Here is a 16664-nt window from a genome sequence, read left to right as displayed (position 1 = left end):
AGGGTCACAGATTTATGCGAGCGCTACTCACCAACAAGGTTGCCCGGCGCGCACTGCGCCCGATCGTCGAGCTCATCGACCAGCGCATCGAGCGCCAGGTCCGTCGCGCCGTCGCGGAACGCTCGGGGGGCGTCCTGCATCAGGGGACCGGCGCGCTGCCACAGGGCGACAGCGCGCTGCAGCAGGAGCTGAAGACGCTGCGTAACCGCCAACGCCCCCTGGAGCTGTTCTTCGACGGGACCGGGCGCGGCGCGTCCCGCCTTCCGTCCGCGCCCCATCTCAACCGCACGATCAAAGAGCTGGCGCAGGTGGCCGGGGACAAGGACGACGCGGAGCGCAATGTCGCGCAGGCGTTCCGGCTGCTCATCGCCCTGGAGGCGCTCGGCGTCGGCAGGATCGCCGGCGGCACCATGAACATCGTCGGCAAGCTCGCCGCCGTACCGCTGCTCGACCCGCCGAACGACGAGATCCTGGAGATCGGCACCCTGTACGGAATGTTCGGCGCGGGCCTGATCCGCATGATGGAGCGCGCCGGACGCGACCCGCGCCTGACGATCGTCGACCCGCTCGCGGGCCTGCAGCTCCAGCCCGGCACCAGCATGGGCGGCGATGTGACGGGCACCCCCGTGCGCGAGGCCGCGGTGCGCACCAATCTGGGCCTGGCGGGCGCGGCCGGAACCGCGACCCGTATCCAGCAGGGCTTCTCCGAGGACCCCGAGGTGCGCGCCCTGGTCTCCGACCGCTCCTACGGAGTGATCATCGTCGACGGTGACCACTCCGCCGCCGGTGTCGCCGCGGATCTGGAGTGGGCCGAGAAGATCATCGCGCCCGGCGGGATCGTCGTACTGGACGACTTCGGGCACCCCAAGTGGCCCGGTATCAAAGAGGCCTTCGACAAGCACATGACCACCGACACACGGCTGACGTTCCTCGGCCAGGTGGCGCACTCGGGGTATCTGCGGGCGCGTGCGTAGGGTGCGGGGCTCCTCAGGGTGACGCGGGCCGTCGGCGGATCTTCGACCCCAGCCACACCAGTGGGTCGTACTTGCGGTCGACGGCCCGTTCCTTCAAGGGGATCAGCGCGTTGTCCGTGATCTTGATTCCCTCGGGGCAGACCTCCGTACAGCACTTGGTGATGTTGCAGTAGCCGAGGCCGTGTTCGTCCTGGGCCGCGCGCTTGCGGTCCAGGCCGGCCTCGGCGGCCCCGTCCAGCGGGTGCATGTCCAGCTCCGCCACCCGCATCAGGAACCGGGGCCCCGCGAACGCCGGTTTGTTCTCCTCGTGGTCGCGCACCACATGGCAGGTGTCCTGGCACAGGAAACACTCGATGCACTTGCGGAACTCCTGCGAGCGGTCCACATCCTCCTGCATCATGCGGTACTCGCCGGGCCCGAGGTCGGCAGGGGGGACGAAGGCGGGCACCTCCCGCGCCTTCGCGTAGTTGAAGCCCACGTCCGTGACGAGGTCACGTACGACCGGGAAGGCACGCATCGGCGTGACGGTGATCGTCTCCTCGCGGGTGAACACCGACATGCGGGTCATGCACAACAGTCGCGGGCGCCCGTTGATCTCCGCCGAGCACGAACCGCACTTTCCCGCCTTGCAGTTCCAGCGGACGGCCAGGTCAGGGGCCTGGGTCGCCTGGAGGCGGTGGATGATGTCGAGCACCACCTCGCCGTCGTTCACCTCGACCGCGAAGTCCTCCAGGCCGCCGCCCTTCACATCCCCGCGCCACACCTTGAAGCGGGCCTCGTAGCTGCTCACTCGTAGAGCTCCTCTTCGGCGAGGTACTTGACCAGCTCCTCCTTCTCGAAGAGGGCGAGCAGGTCGGGGCGAATGGGTTCGGTGGTCTCGCGCGTGAGATCGATCTGGCCGTGTACGGGGTCGGTCGCCGCCAGTCCGCCGGTCGGGTCGGTCAGCCGGCACAGGAGGTTCAGGCGGCGCCAGGACCGCTCCATCGTCGGGTGGTCCTCGCGGGTGTGGCCGCCGCGCGACTCCGTGCGCTCCAGAGCTGCGCGTGCCACGCATTCGCTGACCAGAAGCATGTTGCGCAGGTCCAGGGCGAGGTGCCAGCCGGGGTTGAACTGACGGTGCCCCTCGACGCCGGCCCGCCGCGCACGTACCCGCAGCTCCGCCAGCTTCTCCAGCGCCTGCTCCATCTCCTTCTCGCGACGGATGATGCCGACCAGGTCGTTCATGGTCTGCTGGAGTTCCTGGTGGAGGGTGTACGGGTTCTCCGGCGGGCGTCCGTCCTGCTCGCCCGGCGCCGGGCCCTCCGCCGAGAAGGGCCGCAGTGCCTCCGCGGCGGCCGTGTCGACCTGGACGTCGTCCACGGGCGGGCGGTCCCCGGCCAGGTCGGCGGCGTACTGCGCGGCGTGCAGCCCCGCCCGCCGCCCGAACACCAGCAGGTCGGAGAGCGAGTTGCCGCCCAGCCGGTTGGAGCCGTGCATACCGCCGGCCACCTCACCGGACGCGAACAGCCCGGGCACGCCGCGCGCCGCCGCCGTGTCGGAGTCCACCGCGATGCCGCCCATCACGTAGTGACAGGTGGGCCCCACCTCCATCGCCTCCGCCGTGATGTCGACGTCCGCCAGCTCCTTGAACTGGTGGTACATGGACGGCAGCCGGCGCCGGATCACCTCGGCGGGCATACGGGTGGAGACGTCCAGGAACACCCCGCCGTGCGGGGTGCCGCGCCCCGCCTTCACCTCCGCGTTGATGGCGCGGGCCACCTCGTCGCGGGGGAGCAGCTCGGGAGGGCGCCGGTTGTTGTCCGGGTCCTCGTACCAGCGGTCGCCCTCGTCCTCGGACTGCGCGTACTTCTCCTTGAAGACGTCGGGGATGTAGTCGAACATGAACCGCTTGCCGTCGGAGTTCCTGAGCACCCCGCCGTCGCCGCGGACGGATTCGGTGACCAGGATCCCCTTCACCGACGGGGGCCAGACCATGCCGGTCGGGTGGAACTGCACGAACTCCATGTTCAGGAGGGGCGCCCCGGCCAGCAGCGCGAGCGCGTGGCCGTCTCCGGTGTACTCCCACGAGTTCGACGTCACCTTGAAGGACTTGCCGATGCCGCCGGTGGCGATCACGACGGAGGGCGCTTCGAGGACGAAGAAGCGGCCGCTCTCGCGCTCGTAGCAGAAGGTCCCGGAGACACGATGGCCGTCTTTCAGGATCCGGGTGACGGTGCACTCCTGATACACCTTCAGGCGACTCTCGTAGTCACCCGTCTCCTTCATGTCCTCCTGCTGGAGGGAGACGATCTTCTGCTGGAGGGTGCGGATCAGCTCGAGCCCGGTCCGGTCGCCGACATGCGCGAGCCTCGGATACTCATGGCCGCCGAAGTTGCGCTGCGAGATCCGTCCGTCCTTCGTCCGGTCGAACAGCGCCCCCCAGGTCTCCAGCTCCCACACCCGGTCGGGGGCCTCCTGGGCGTGCAGTTCGGCCATCCGCCACTGGTTGAGGAACTTCCCGCCCCTCATGGTGTCGCGGAAGTGGACCTGCCAGTTGTCGTGCTCGTTCACGTTGGCCATCGCCGCCGCGATGCCGCCCTCTGCCATTACCGTGTGCGCCTTGCCGAACAGCGACTTGCAGATCACGGCCGTACGGGCGCCGCGCTCCCGTGCCTCGATGGCGGCCCGGAGGCCGGCTCCACCGGCACCGACCACGACGACGTCCCACCCCTGGCGGTCCACAACGGACATCAGAAAAACCTCGGATCGTCGAAAGCGCCGGACGCGATCAGATACACGTAGAAGTCGGCGAGCGCCACGCTCACCAACGACGTCCAGGCGAGCAGCATGTGACGGGCATTCAGCTTCCCGACCCACTGCCACATCCGGTAACGCACGGGATGCTTGGAGAAGTGTTTGAGCTTCCCTCCGACGATGTGCCGGCAGGAGTGGCAGGAGAGTGTGTACGCCCAGATCAGCGTGATGTTGAGCAGGAAGACCAGGGTGCCCAGGCCCATGTGGCCCCAGTTGTAGTGCTCGTCGCGGAAGGAGAGCACGGTGTCGTACGTGAGGATCCCGGCGACGACGATCGCGGCGTAGAAGAAGTACCGGTGGATGTTCTGCAGGATCAGCGGGAAGCGGGTCTCGCCGGTGTACTTCTTGTGCGGCTCGGCGACCGCGCAGGCGGGCGGGGACGCCCAGAAGCCGCGGTAGTAGGCCTTGCGGTAGTAGTAGCAGGTCAGCCGGAAGCCGAGCGGGAAGATCAGGATGATGATCGCGGGGGAGATGCCCCACCAGCTCCCGAAGAGGTCCGCGTTCGGCCCGGCGTGCATGGTCTCGCACCGCTCGGCCAGACAGGGCGAGTAGAACGGCGAGACGTACGGGGCCGCGTAGTAGTCCGTGTCCGCGAAGGCCCGCCAGGTCGAGTAGACGATGAACGCCAGCAGGCCGGCCGCGGTGGCGGCGGGCGCCAGCCACCAGCGGTCGGTCCGCAGATGCGGGGCGGCGATCGAGGCGCGGGTACCGGTCCGTACGCCGCCGCTGTTCAGATGGGGTTCCGTACCAGTGGCCAACTTGACACTCCGGCTTTTCAGGGCTCGGTTCGCCTCCGGGGCGTTTGAGCCTGTGTCGAGCGGCCGACCGTGCTCAGCCCTCCTTCGTCGGGCCTCCGCGCTCCCCCAAGCTCTCGTCTTCGCTCGAGCAGGGGGCGCCCCCATGGCCGCTCGACACAGGCGCGCCCCTTCGGCTCACTCGCCGTCGGTTCGGGCGCTCAGGGGGCGTGCCGGTCGCGGACGCCGAGTCCCTCGTCGTCCGAGTCCGTCCACAGGGCGCTGTTGTACGGGGCGTCCGGGATGGGGACGAGGTGGTCGGGCCGGCGTGGCGCGGCCGATCCCGCTGTCGGTCCCGAGGTGGCCTCCCGCAGCAGCGCGACGCTCTCGCGCAGATGGTCGGCGTCGGCGCGCACCCGGCGCATCTCCAGGCCCCCGCCCAGCTGTTGTTCCAGTCGTCCCACTGACCTCGAGAGGTCCTCGAGGCAGCGCTGGACTGACATCAGGTCGTCTTGCACGGACATGACGTGACCTCACTTCCGTGGGCGGTCGGGCCCTGGGTGGCAACGTTCATGCGCCTGCGAGTGTCGCGCGTCACACCTGGCCGTGTGAAGGGATGTGCCGCGATTGGCGGATCGTGTTGCGCCGAATGCACCCTCGCGTGCGCCCTGTTCCATTTGAGCGCCGTTCGTTTTCGGTTGAGCGCCCTTCGTTTCCGGGGGCGCGCAGGCCCCGTGACCCTTCGACTCGGTCGGCACGGAGTGGGCCGGACGGGTGGCTTGCCGTCGCTCCTCGCCGTGTCGTCACCGGCAGGAGAACCCTTTCCTCTTCAGTTGGCCTATAGATCTGATCAGATCCATATACCGCCAAATATACCGCCAAACGTGATCAGAACCGGCGGCCCCACCCCGGAGGTAGACGTGATCTCCCACGACGGCGTCGGACTGCGCGCGGTGATGCGCTCGGTCGCGTTCCTCACCGCGGGCGCACTCGCGGTACCCGCACTGTCCGCGTGCAGCGCGGAGGACGAGGCGGGCAAGCCCGTCGCCGCGCAGGACATCGCGCCCGCGGGCCGTGACCTGATCGCGGACGGCGGCACCCTGCGCTGGGCCGTGGACGCGGTGCCCCAGACGCTCAACACGTTCCAGGCCGACGCCGACACCGCGACCACCCGGGTCGCCGCTGCCGTCCTGCCCGCCCTGTACCGCCTCGACGCGACGGGCCGCCCCCAGCTCAACCCCGACTATCTGGAATCGGCCGAGATCGTCGAGCGCGAGCCCAAGCAGGTGGTGCTCTACAAGCTGAACCAGCAGGCGGTCTGGAGCGACGGCCGCGAGATCGGCGCCGCCGACTTCGCCGCCCAGTGGCGCGCCCTGTCCGGCAAGGACAGCGCCTACTGGACGGCCCGCAACGCCGGCTACGACCGCATCGCGAAGATCCAACGCGGCGCCAGCGACCTCGAGGTCAAGGTCACCTTCAACCGCACGTACGCCGACTGGAAGTCGCTCTTCTCGCCGCTGTACCCGAAGGACGTCATGGGCACCGCGGACAGCTTCAACGACGGCGCCCGCCGCAAACTGAAGGTCACCGCAGGCCCATTCGCACTGCAGAAGGTCGACGTCAAGGAAGGCGAGATCCGCCTCACCCGCAACCCCCGCTGGTGGGGCCGCCCCGCGAAACTCGCCGAGATCGATCTGCGCGCCGTCCCACGCGGCGAGCGGGCCGCCGCGCTCGTCGCCGACAAGGTCGACATGGCCGAGATCGACCCGGACGAGGCCGAGCGGATCACCCTCGCCGCCCGCGACACGGGCAGTACGCCCCTTTCGGGCCCCGGCGCCGCGCTCACCCCCGAGAAGGCGCTGCGCTCGTGGGCCATCGCGCACGGCTCCGACGACCAGGCCGCGTACGAGGAGATCGGTGCCCGCGAGAAGCTCCGCAAGGAGATGGCGAACTACGCCGTCGAGCAGGCGGCTCTGCGCGACTTCGTCGTCCGTAAGTCCCTCGAGCCCGTCTACACCCAGCTCGCCCTGAACGGCTCCGAGGGCCCGCTCGCCGACGAGCGCGTCCGCCGCGCCATCGCCCGCGCCCTCGACCGCGACGAGCTGGCCAAGCTCGTACTGGGGCCGCTGGGGCTGCCCGCCGTGCCGGTCGGCAGCCACCTCGCGCTCTCCGGGCAGCCGGCGTACGCCGACAACAGCGGCGCGCTCGGCGGTCAGGACACCGCGGAGGCGCAGGCGCTGCTCGCCGACGCCGGGTGGGTGCCCGGGGGGCCGGTGAAGGAGCAGCAGAAGGAGGACGAGGCGGCCGGGCCGGAGGAGAAGAAGTCCGAGGGCGAGAAGGCGGACTCCGATTCCGACGACGACGGGACGTACATCGTCGGCGAGGACAACAAGCCCGCCGAGGCCGACCGGGAGAAGAAGAAGGACCCGAAGGACCAGTCCAAGAAGCACCGGAACCAGGCGGACGAGCAGGCCGGCAATTCCCTCGACGGCAAGCAGTACGTCCCGCGGGACACCTGGGAGGGCGGGGCCCAGGGGGCGTACGCGCCCAAGGGCACGGCCGCCCCGGCGGGCGCCGCGGCCGGTGCGCTCGCCAAGGACGGACAGCCGCTGACGCTCCGCTTCGTGCTGCCCGCGGGGCCGGGCTCCCAGTCGCTGCGCGCCGTCGCCGACCGCATCGCACAGATGCTGGAGCGCATCGGCATCCGTACGGAGATGTCGAAGGTGTCGGACGTCAGCTACTTCAAGGACCACATCGCCTCGGGCCAGTACGACCTCGCCCTGTACTCGTGGCCCGCCTCCGCCTTCCCGGCCACCGACGCCCGCCCGATCTTCGCGAAGCCGGTCCCGGCCGCCGACGGTTCCCTCACTGTTGAGCAGAACTTCACCCGGGTCGGCACCGACCAGGTCGACCAGCTCTTCGACCAGGCCATCGCCACGCTGGACGAGGACGAGTCCCGCGCCCTGGTGCGCAAGGCCGACGCCCGTATCTGGGCCACCGCCGGATCGATTCCCCTGTACCAGCGCCCCCAGCTCACGGCCACCCGCACGACCCTCGTCAACGCCGGCGCCTTCGGCTTCCAGACCCCGATCTACGAGGACATGGGCTTCTTGAAGAAGGGCGCGCGTTAGTGGGCCCCGAGCGCCCCGTAGGGGCCGCTAGGGGCGCGGGGAACTGCGCGCCCAGCCGCCACGGCCCCGCACTATGAGAACCGCCCCGTCCGGCCCCGTCGAGCCGCAGCGGCAGCGGCCACGTACCATGGGGTAAGGCCGTGGCGTGTTCAGCCCGGCAGGCCCCGCGCTGCGGAGGCCGTCCACTCACTCCGGGAGAAGCGCCTCAATATGGCCACGCGCCACGACATCCGCAACGTTGCCATCGTCGCCCACGTCGACCACGGCAAGACCACCCTGGTCGACGCCATGCTCAAGCAGGCCGGTGCCTTCGCCGCGCACGCCGCCGAGTCGCTCGACGACCGCATGATGGACTCGAACGACCTGGAGCGTGAGAAGGGCATCACGATCCTGGCCAAGAACACGGCCGTGAAGTACCACCCGAAGGATGGCGGCGACGTCATCACGATCAACATCATCGACACCCCCGGCCACGCCGACTTCGGCGGCGAGGTCGAGCGCGGTCTGTCGATGGTCGACGCGGTCGTGCTGCTCGTCGACGCCTCCGAGGGCCCGCTGCCCCAGACCCGCTTCGTGCTGCGCAAGGCGCTGCAGGCCCGCCTGCCCGTCATCCTGTGCATCAACAAGACGGACCGTCCCGACTCGCGCATCGACGAGGTCGTGAACGAGGCGTACGACCTCTTCCTCGACCTCGACGCCGACGAGGAGCAGATCGAGTTCCCGATCGTCTACGCGTGTGCGCGTGACGGCGTCGCCTCGCTGACCAAGCCGGAGGACGGCACCGTCCCGGCCGACAGCGACAGCCTTGAGCCGTTCTTCTCCACGATCCTGTCGAGCGTCCCGGCCCCGTCGTACGACGAGGCCGCCCCGCTCCAGGCGCACGTCACCAACCTGGACGCCGACAACTTCCTCGGCCGTATCGCGCTGCTCCGTGTCGAGCAGGGCGAGCTGCGCAAGGGCCAGACCGTCACGTGGATCAAGCGCGACGGCACGATGTCCAACGTCCGCATCACCGAGCTGCTGATGACCGAGGCGCTCACCCGCAAGCCCGCCGAGAAGGCGGGCCCCGGTGACATCTGCGCCGTCGCCGGTATCCCGGACATCATGATCGGCGAGACCCTCGCCGACCCCGAGAACCCGATCGCGCTGCCGCTGATCACGGTCGACGAGCCGGCGATCTCGATGACCATCGGTACGAACACCTCGCCGCTGGTCGGCCGCGGTGGCACCGGCAAGGGCGCCGAGAACAAGGCGGCGGTCAAGGACCGCAAGGTCACCGCCCGCCAGGTCAAGGACCGCCTGGACCGCGAGCTGGTCGGTAACGTCTCCCTCCGTGTGCTCGACACCGAGCGCCCGGACGCGTGGGAGGTCCAGGGCCGTGGTGAGCTCGCGCTCGCCATCCTGGTCGAGCAGATGCGCCGCGAGGGCTTCGAGCTGACCATCGGCAAGCCGCAGGTCGTCACGCAGGAGATCGACGGCAAGACGCACGAGCCGGTCGAGCGCATGACGGTCGACGTCCCCGAGGAGCACATGGGCGCGGTCACGCAGCTCATGGGCGTCCGCAAGGGCCGCATGGACAACATGTCCAACCACGGTTCGGGCTGGGTCCGTATGGAGTTCGTCGTGCCGTCCCGCGGTCTCATCGGGTTCCGGACCGAGTTCCTCACCGGCACCCGCGGCACCGGTATCGCGCACTCGATCCACGAGGGTCACGAGCCCTGGTTCGGCGTGCTGGCGACCCGTAACAACGGCTCCCTGGTGGCCGACCGCGCCGGCGCCGTCACCGCGTTCGCGATGACGAACCTCCAGGAGCGCGGTGTGCTCTTCACCGACCCCGGCACCGAGGTGTACGAGGGCATGATCGTCGGCGAGAACTCGCGCGCCGACGACATGGACGTGAACATCACCAAGGAGAAGAAGCTCACGAACATGCGGTCTTCGTCGGCCGACTCGTTCGAGGCGATCGTCCCGCCGCGCAAGCTCTCGCTGGAGCAGTCGCTGGAGTTCTGCCGCGACGACGAGTGCGTCGAGGTGACCCCGGAAGCCGTTCGCATCCGCAAGGTCAACCTGGACGGCCGTGAGCGCGCCCGCGCCGCGAGCCGCGCCAAGAACGGCTGATCCACCGCGGACTGACGCCGTCCGAGCCCGGGTACCCCTCCATGGGGTACCCGGGCTTTTTGCAAGCCATTTTTCGGCCCCCCTCTGTCCGAAATGCGGAGTCCTTCGCCCGATAGGTATGTAACACGTCCGTTTCGCGGGCTTCTCTCTCGGATCCCTTTGTCCAGATTTTGGAAGATGTACGTGTGAGCTGTGATTGAACCGAGACCTAAAGGCAGTGGTCGGTATCTGGCTCATGTCAGATAGTTAGCCGCGTAACGCTCGGGTCAATGGGTCACGCGCTGTGGGGACAGCGCCGACTCACGAGCACAGTGGGGTTTTTGATCCTCCGTCAGGGGTGTCGGAGGTCAGCCATGGACCCCTCCTGTCCGTGCACCGGTTGAGTCATGAGGAGGCATCAGATGCCAACTACGCGTGTTCATCTGCGAGTTGTCGTACGCCGCGCCCCGGCGCGCCACGACCGATAGGCATACGTCTCTCCTGATCCGCATGGTCCGAACTGTGGCCGTCCACAGCCTGTGGCGGCCGCGGGCTCGGCGTACCCATGAAATGGACGAATCATGACGAGTCCGATCGAGATCGAGGGCGCGGAAGCCGCCACCGAGGTCGACGAACAGGCCACGCAGAAGCGTTCCGACACGCCGGAGAGGCTGGAGGGCCGATCGCCCGGCCAGCTGATGTGGCGCCGGTTCAAGCGCGACCGCAGCGGTGTCGTCTCCGCGTACATCGTGCTGTTCTTCTTCCTGATCGCCGCCCTCGCTCCGCTGATCTCGAAGCTGTACGGCAAGAATCCGTACACGCTCTACGGGCAGGACGACCCCACACTCCTGAACGACTTCAACATGCCGTCGGGACCCAACGGCGGCATCACGTCGGAGTTCTGGTTCGGGATCGAACCGAACCTGGGGCGCGACGTGTTCATGCAGCTCCTGTACGGCATGCGCACCTCGCTGTACACGGCCCTCGTGGCGACTCTCGCGATGGTGCTCATGGGCATCGTGATCGGCCTGGTCGGCGGATACTTCGGCGGCAAGGTCGACTACTGGCTCGGCCGGCTCACGGACTTCATGCTGGCCTTTCCCAACCAGCTGTTCATGATCGCGGCCATGCCCGTGATCACTGTGGTGTTCGTCGCCCCCGACGAGGAGACCCCCACCTACATCCGCACACTCGCCATCGTCGGCGTGCTGTGGATCCTCGGCTGGATGGGTCTTTCCCGGCTGATCCGGGCGGTCACCCTCTCGCTGCGCGAGCGGGAGTTCGTCGAGGCCGCGAGGGTCGCGGGCGCCTCCCCGTGGCGGATCATCCGCAAGGAACTGCTGCCCAACCTCGTCACGCCGATCCTGGTGCAGAGCACGTACATGCTGCCCAGCACCATTCTCTCGGTCGCGTTTCTCTCTTTCGTCGGTGTCGGTTACACCGAGCCGACCCCCGACTGGGGCCGGATGTTCGCCATCGGGTCGGACATCTACGAGCAGGACCCCGTCTACATGTTCTTCCCGGGTGTCGCCATGGTCGTCTTCGTCGTGGCGTTCAACCTCCTCGGGGACTCCGTCCGGGACGCGTTCGATCCCAAGACGGGCCGCTGATTCCAGCGAGGGCCCGCTGCCACCCGGGAGCCGGCGACGAACCGGCCGTGCACTGCAAGGCAGCACCAGTGATCACTACTCACAGGCAGGTGGACTCAACTCCATGAGTATCCTCAGTTCCCGCAGAGGGCGGACCGCAGTCGCCGCGGTCGCGGTCGGCGCCCTGGCGCTGGCCGGCTGCAGCAGCAGTGACAGCGGCAGCAACAACGACAAGAGCAAGCAGAAGGAAGACGCCGCCGCACAGTCCAATGCGGTGAAGATGGGCACCGCCGCGGAGTCCACGGGTCCCGCCGAGGAGGTCGCGGGGGCCAAATCCGGCGGCACCGTACAGGTCTACCAGGAGACCGACTTCTCGCACCTGGACCCGGCCCAGATCTACGTCAGCGACGGCGGCCTGCTCTCGAAGCTGATCTACCGCGGTCTGACCACGTACGTGGAAGACGGCAAGGGCGGTCTCACCGTCGTCGGTGACCTCGCCACCGACCCGGGCAAGATCTCCGACGGCGGCAAGACCTGGACGTTCACGCTGAAGGACGGCGTCAAGGACGAGAACGGTCATGTGATCGACTCGGCCGACGTCCGGCACACCTTCGAGCGGCTCTACGACCCGTTCATCACGGACGGCCCGTCCTACATCCAGCAGTGGCTGTCGGGCTCCGGCACCGCCTACCGCGACGCGTACGAGGGTCCGTTCAAGGGCAAGCACCTGCCGGACACCGTGCTGGCCACGCCCGACGACAAGACCGTCGTCTTCAAGTTCAAGACCGCGCAGCCGGACCTGGCGCAGGCCCTGGCCATGGCCGGATACTCCATCGTGCCCGAGGAGACGGACACGAAGGAGAAGTACGACACCGACCCGGTCGCCGTCGGCCCGTACAAGATCTCGGAGTTCAAGGCCGGCAAGAGCATGACGCTGGTCAAGAACACCAACTGGGACCCGAAAACTGACCCGATGCGCCACCAGTACGTCGACGGCTTCAACATCGAGGTCAACCACGACGACGAGGACCAGACCAAGACGATCCTCGCCGACCGCGGCGACGCCCAGGACGCCATCATGATGACCGGCCAGGTCGCCACCACCCAGGTACAGAAGGTCGTCTCCGATCCCGCGGCGATGAAGCGCACGGTCGACGGCTACGCGCCGTACGTGTGGCAGCTGAACTTCAACCTGGACCGCGTCAAGGACAAGAAGCTCCGCGACGCGATCACCCTGGCCCTGCCGGCCACTGCGGTCTTCAAGGCCGACGGCGGTGCCTACGGCGGTGAGGTCGCCAACAGCCTGATGTCGCCCACCACTCCGGGCTACGACAAGGCGTACGACCCCTTCAACCGGGCCAAGAAGCCCAACGGTGACATCGAGGCGGCCAAGAAGCTGGTCGCGGAGGCCGGCGCCGACGGCAAGAAGATCGTCTACGCCTACGCCAACACCCCGGTCCGCCAGCAGCAGGCCCTTCTCATCGAGAACGCCCTCGGGAAGATCGGCCTGGACGTCCAGAAGAAGGAGATCGACTCCGCCACCTGGTACGAGCAGGTCGGCAAGGTCGACAACGGCTACGACATCTACATGACCGGCTGGGGCCAGGACTGGCCGTCCGCCAGCACGGTCTTCCCGCCGCTGTACGACGGCACGCAGATCCAGGACGGCGCGTCGAACTACGCGCACATCAACGACGACCACGTGAACTCCGAGATCGTCCGCATCCAGAAGATCACGGACTCCGCGGAGGCCTCCAAGGCCTGGAACGCCCTCAACCAGTACATCAGCGAGAAGGTCAACCCGGCCGCGCCGATCTACTACACCAAGGTGTTCCAGATCGCCGGCTCCAACGTGGGTGGCCTGCGCTACTCCACGGTGACCAGCTACATCGACCCCACCCGGGTCTTCCTCAAGAGCTGACCACGGTCCCGGGGCGCACTCAGCGGAGTGCGCCCCGGGTGCTCCTGTCCCTGGCCGCAGCCGTCCTGAGAGCAGCGTTCCGCCATGCTTCGATTCCTCCTTCGCCGGACGTTCGGCGCGATTCTCATCCTCCTGCTGATCAGCGTCGTCACGTTCTTCATGTACTACGCCATTCCCCAGGACCCGGCGACGCTCTCGTGCGGCAAGAACTGCACTCCGGACGCCCTGGCGATCATCCACAAGAACCTGGGCATGGACGATCCGCTGCCCGTGCAGTACTGGAAGTTCCTCTCCGGCGTCTTCGTCGGACGGGACTTCGCCGTGGGCCACTGCCCGGCGCCCTGCCTCGGCGTCTCCTTCCGTGACCAGCAGATGGTCTGGGACACGATCATGGACCGGTTCCCGCTGACGCTGTCCCTCACGGTCGGCGGCCTGATCGTCTTCCTCGTCGTCGGCCTCGGCACCGGCATGATCGCCGCCCGCTACCGGGGAACCTGGCTGGACAAGGTGTTCAGCAGCTTCTCGCTGGTGCTCAGCGCGTTCCAGATCTACTTCCTCGGTCCGATCGTCCTCGGCATCTTCGTCTACAGCACGGGCTGGCTGGACAAGCCCAAGTACGTGCCGCTGACCGAGAATCCGTGGCAGTGGTTCATGGGCCTGCTGATCCCCTGGCTCGTCATGTCCGTGATCTTCACCGCCAACTACACGCGTATGGCACGCTCGACGATGATCGAGCAGCTCCAGGAGGAGCATGTGCGCGCCGCCAAGGCGAAGGGCATGACCGGCAGATACGTCTTCTTCCGGTACGCCTGGCGCGGCTCGCTCATCCCCATTCTCACCATCCTCGGCATGGACCTCTCCGCACTGCTCGGCGGCGGCATCGTCACCGAGTACACCTTCGGTCTCGCGGGCATCGGCCGGCTCGCGGTGGAGTCGGTGGTCGGCAAGGACCTGCCGAAGCTGATGGGCGTGATGCTCTTCAGCGCTGCGTTCATTCTTCTGCTCAACGTCATCGTGGATGCCCTGTACGCGGTGGTCGACCCGCGCGTACGACTGTCGTAGTCCCGTAGTCCCGTAGTCCCGTAGTCCCGTAGTAGCTCTGCCGTAGTCCTGCTCGTCGTCCTGCTCGAAGTACCGGGAGAAACCGCAGTGACCACTCTCACCAAGCCGGAGGACGCGCCGCCGCCCACCGGATCCGACACGTTTCTCTCGGTCCGCGATCTGCACGTTCGGTTCTCCACGGAGGACGGCGACGTGAAGGCGGTCGACGGTCTCTCCTTCGATCTGGAGCGCGGTACGACCCTCGGCATCGTCGGCGAGTCCGGGTCCGGGAAATCCGTCACCAACCTGACCATCCTGGGCCTGCACAGCCCGCTGAACACCACCGTCGAGGGCGAGATCGTCCTCGACGGCAAAGAGCTGACCACCGCCACGGAGAGCGAGCTGGAGAAGCTCCGCGGCAACAAGATGGCGATGATCTTCCAGGACGCGCTGACCGCGCTGTCGCCGTACCACACGGTCGGGCGGCAGATCGGTGAGCCGTTCCGCAAGCACACCGGGGCCTCCAAGAGGGAGGCGAGGGAGCGGGCGATCGAGATGCTGACGAAGGTCGGCATCCCGCACGCCAAGGAGCGCGTAGACGACTTTCCGCACCAGTTCTCCGGCGGTATGCGCCAGCGCGTGATGATCGCGATGTCCCTGGTCTGCAACCCGGATCTGCTGATCGCCGACGAGCCGACGACGGCCCTCGACGTGACCGTGCAGGCCCAGATCCTGGACCTGCTGAAGGACCTCCAGCAGGAGTTCGGCTCCGCCATCATCGTGATCACCCACGATCTCGGGGTGGTCGCGAACATGGCGGACGATCTGCTCGTGATGTACGCGGGCCGGGCGGTGGAGCGCGGCACGGTCCGCGATGTGCTCAAGGCTCCGCAACACCCGTACACCTGGGGGCTGTTGGGGTCCATGCCGCGCCTCACGGCGGACGTCGACGAACCACTGACCCCCATTCCGGGCGCGCCCCCGTCGCTGCTGAACCCGCCTTCGGGATGCCCGTTCCATCCGCGGTGCACCTTCACGGGTGAGGTCGAGGGCTCCGACCGGTGTGTGGACGTACGGCCCGAACTTCCGGTGGGGCGTGGCGCGGCCTGCCATCTGACGCTGGATCAGAAGAACCACATCTTCACCGACACGATTCGGCCCAGGCTGGGCTGAGGGGACTGACTGTGAGCGACGAGAAAACCGCGGTCGTGACCGACGCGATCCCCGGGCAGCGGGACGAGACACCGGAACCGCTGCTGCGTGTCACCGACTTGAAGAAGCACTTCCCGGTGAAGGGCGGCTTCCCGATCAAGCGCACGGTCGGCGCCGTCCAGGCCGTGGACGGGGTCTCCTTCGACGTGTTCCCCGGCGAAAGCCTGGGCCTGGTGGGCGAGTCGGGCTGCGGCAAGTCCACGACGGGACGGCTGCTGACCCGACTCCTGGAGCCGACCGAGGGCACGATCTCCTATCGCGGAAAGGACATCAGCCGCTCCACCCGGCGCCAGCTCCGCCCGATCCGCTCCGAGATCCAGATGATCTTCCAGGATCCGTACGCCTCCCTGAACCCCCGCCAGACGGTCGGCACGATCATCTCCGCCCCCATGGAGATCAACGGCGTCAATCCGCCGGGCGGGCGCGAGGCCCGGGTGCGGGAGCTCCTGGAGACCGTCGGCCTCAACCCCGAGCACTACAACCGCTTCCCGCACGAGTTCTCCGGCGGCCAGCGCCAACGCATCGGCGTGGCAAGGGCGTTGGCGCTCGCTCCCAAGCTGATCGTGGCGGACGAGCCGGTCTCGGCGCTGGACGTGTCGATCCAGGCACAGGTGGTGAACCTGCTCCAGCAAGTCCAGCGGGAGATGGGCATCGCGTTCGTCTTCATCGCCCACGACCTCGCGATCGTGCGGCACTTCTCGCAGCGCGTCGCGGTGATGTACCTCGGCAAGATCGTGGAGATCGCGGACCGTACGTCGCTGTACAGCGGCCCGCGTCACCCGTACACCCACGCCCTGATGTCGGCCGTCCCGGACGCGGACATCGACGCCCCGAAGAAGGAACGCATCCGCCTCCAGGGCGACGTGCCTTCCCCCATTTCCCCGCCCTCCGGCTGCCGGTTCCGCACCCGCTGCTGGAAGGCGCAGGACAAGTGCGCGCAGCAGGAACCGCCGCTGATCCGGCTGTCGGGCAACGCGGAGGGCCATCTGACGGCCTGCCACTTCCCCGAGGAGCCGACGATCGAGGCGCGCGCCCAGGACATTGTCCTCGACCCAGCCCTTGCGGCACTCGAGGAGGGCTTCGACAGTGCCTAGGTGTATTGATCACGAGCGTTGTTGACACTGGTCGGGTCTTGAACGTGGCGAAGACCTCCGGTGGGGTGGGAGCTGTCT

General features: G+C 67.9%; 12 protein-coding genes. 8 read left to right on the top strand and 4 right to left on the bottom strand.

Annotation, left to right across the window (positions count from 1 at the left end; translation table 11 throughout):
• Window positions 1-14: 14 nt before the first annotated feature.
• The gene (locus tag ACX28W_RS11280; protein ID WP_458998753.1) at window positions 15-974 is read left to right on the top strand and encodes a class I SAM-dependent methyltransferase; all 960 of its coding nucleotides are present in this window, start codon (window positions 15-17) and stop codon (window positions 972-974) included.
• Between the two features lie 13 nt (window positions 975-987).
• Here ACX28W_RS11280 and ACX28W_RS11275 read toward each other — a convergent pair whose 3' ends face one another.
• The 4 genes from ACX28W_RS11275 to ACX28W_RS11260 form a co-directional block, all read right to left on the bottom strand.
• A complete protein-coding gene (locus ACX28W_RS11275) occupies window positions 988-1764 on the bottom strand; it encodes a succinate dehydrogenase/fumarate reductase iron-sulfur subunit (RefSeq protein WP_458998752.1) in 777 nt (258 codons plus the stop codon).
• Entirely contained in the window at window positions 1761-3704 is a 1944-nt protein-coding gene (locus ACX28W_RS11270) for a fumarate reductase/succinate dehydrogenase flavoprotein subunit (protein WP_458998751.1), read from the bottom strand. The genes ACX28W_RS11275 and ACX28W_RS11270 overlap by 4 nt, the downstream gene beginning before the upstream one ends.
• Window positions 3704-4525 carry a hypothetical protein gene (locus ACX28W_RS11265; protein ID WP_458998750.1) on the bottom strand — a complete coding sequence of 274 codons (822 nt, stop codon included), beginning with the start codon at window positions 4523-4525 and terminating at the stop codon, window positions 3704-3706. The genes ACX28W_RS11270 and ACX28W_RS11265 overlap by 1 nt, the downstream gene beginning before the upstream one ends.
• Window positions 4526-4722: 197 nt before the next feature.
• Window positions 4723-5025 (bottom strand): hypothetical protein, encoded by a 303-nt coding sequence (locus ACX28W_RS11260; protein ID WP_458998749.1) that lies wholly within the window; start codon window positions 5023-5025, stop codon window positions 4723-4725.
• 399 nt (window positions 5026-5424) lie between these two features.
• Between ACX28W_RS11260 and ACX28W_RS11255 the strand changes: the two genes are divergently transcribed.
• From ACX28W_RS11255 to ACX28W_RS11225, 7 genes are all read left to right on the top strand, one after another.
• Window positions 5425-7632, top strand: coding sequence for an ABC transporter family substrate-binding protein (locus ACX28W_RS11255; protein ID WP_458998912.1), 2208 nt, complete (start codon window positions 5425-5427; stop codon window positions 7630-7632).
• A 210-nt stretch (window positions 7633-7842) separates the two neighbouring features.
• Entirely contained in the window at window positions 7843-9750 is a 1908-nt protein-coding gene (gene typA / locus ACX28W_RS11250) for a translational GTPase TypA (RefSeq protein ID WP_458998748.1), read from the top strand.
• A gap of 560 nt (window positions 9751-10310) precedes the next feature.
• A complete protein-coding gene (locus ACX28W_RS11245) occupies window positions 10311-11339 on the top strand; it encodes an ABC transporter permease (protein ID WP_458998747.1) in 1029 nt (342 codons plus the stop codon).
• Window positions 11340-11442: 103 nt separating this feature from the next.
• The gene (locus ACX28W_RS11240) at window positions 11443-13239 is read left to right on the top strand and encodes an ABC transporter substrate-binding protein (RefSeq protein ID WP_458998746.1); all 1797 of its coding nucleotides are present in this window, start codon (window positions 11443-11445) and stop codon (window positions 13237-13239) included.
• An 84-nt stretch (window positions 13240-13323) separates the two neighbouring features.
• On the top strand, window positions 13324-14301 hold the full coding sequence (locus tag ACX28W_RS11235) for an ABC transporter permease (protein WP_458998745.1): 978 nt from the start codon (window positions 13324-13326) through the stop codon (window positions 14299-14301).
• Window positions 14302-14388: 87 nt separating this feature from the next.
• Complete coding sequence (locus tag ACX28W_RS11230; RefSeq protein WP_458998744.1) at window positions 14389-15453, top strand: ABC transporter ATP-binding protein; 1065 nt, start codon at window positions 14389-14391, stop codon at window positions 15451-15453.
• 11 nt (window positions 15454-15464) lie between these two features.
• Entirely contained in the window at window positions 15465-16586 is a 1122-nt protein-coding gene (locus tag ACX28W_RS11225; protein ID WP_458998743.1) for an ABC transporter ATP-binding protein, read from the top strand.
• The last annotated feature ends 78 nt before the right edge of the window (window positions 16587-16664 follow it).

The sequence above is a fragment of the Streptomyces sp. SD15 genome, assembly GCF_054462255.1.
The sequence above is the reverse complement of the archived record's forward strand: the minus strand, read 5'-3'. Positions and strand labels throughout refer to the sequence as shown.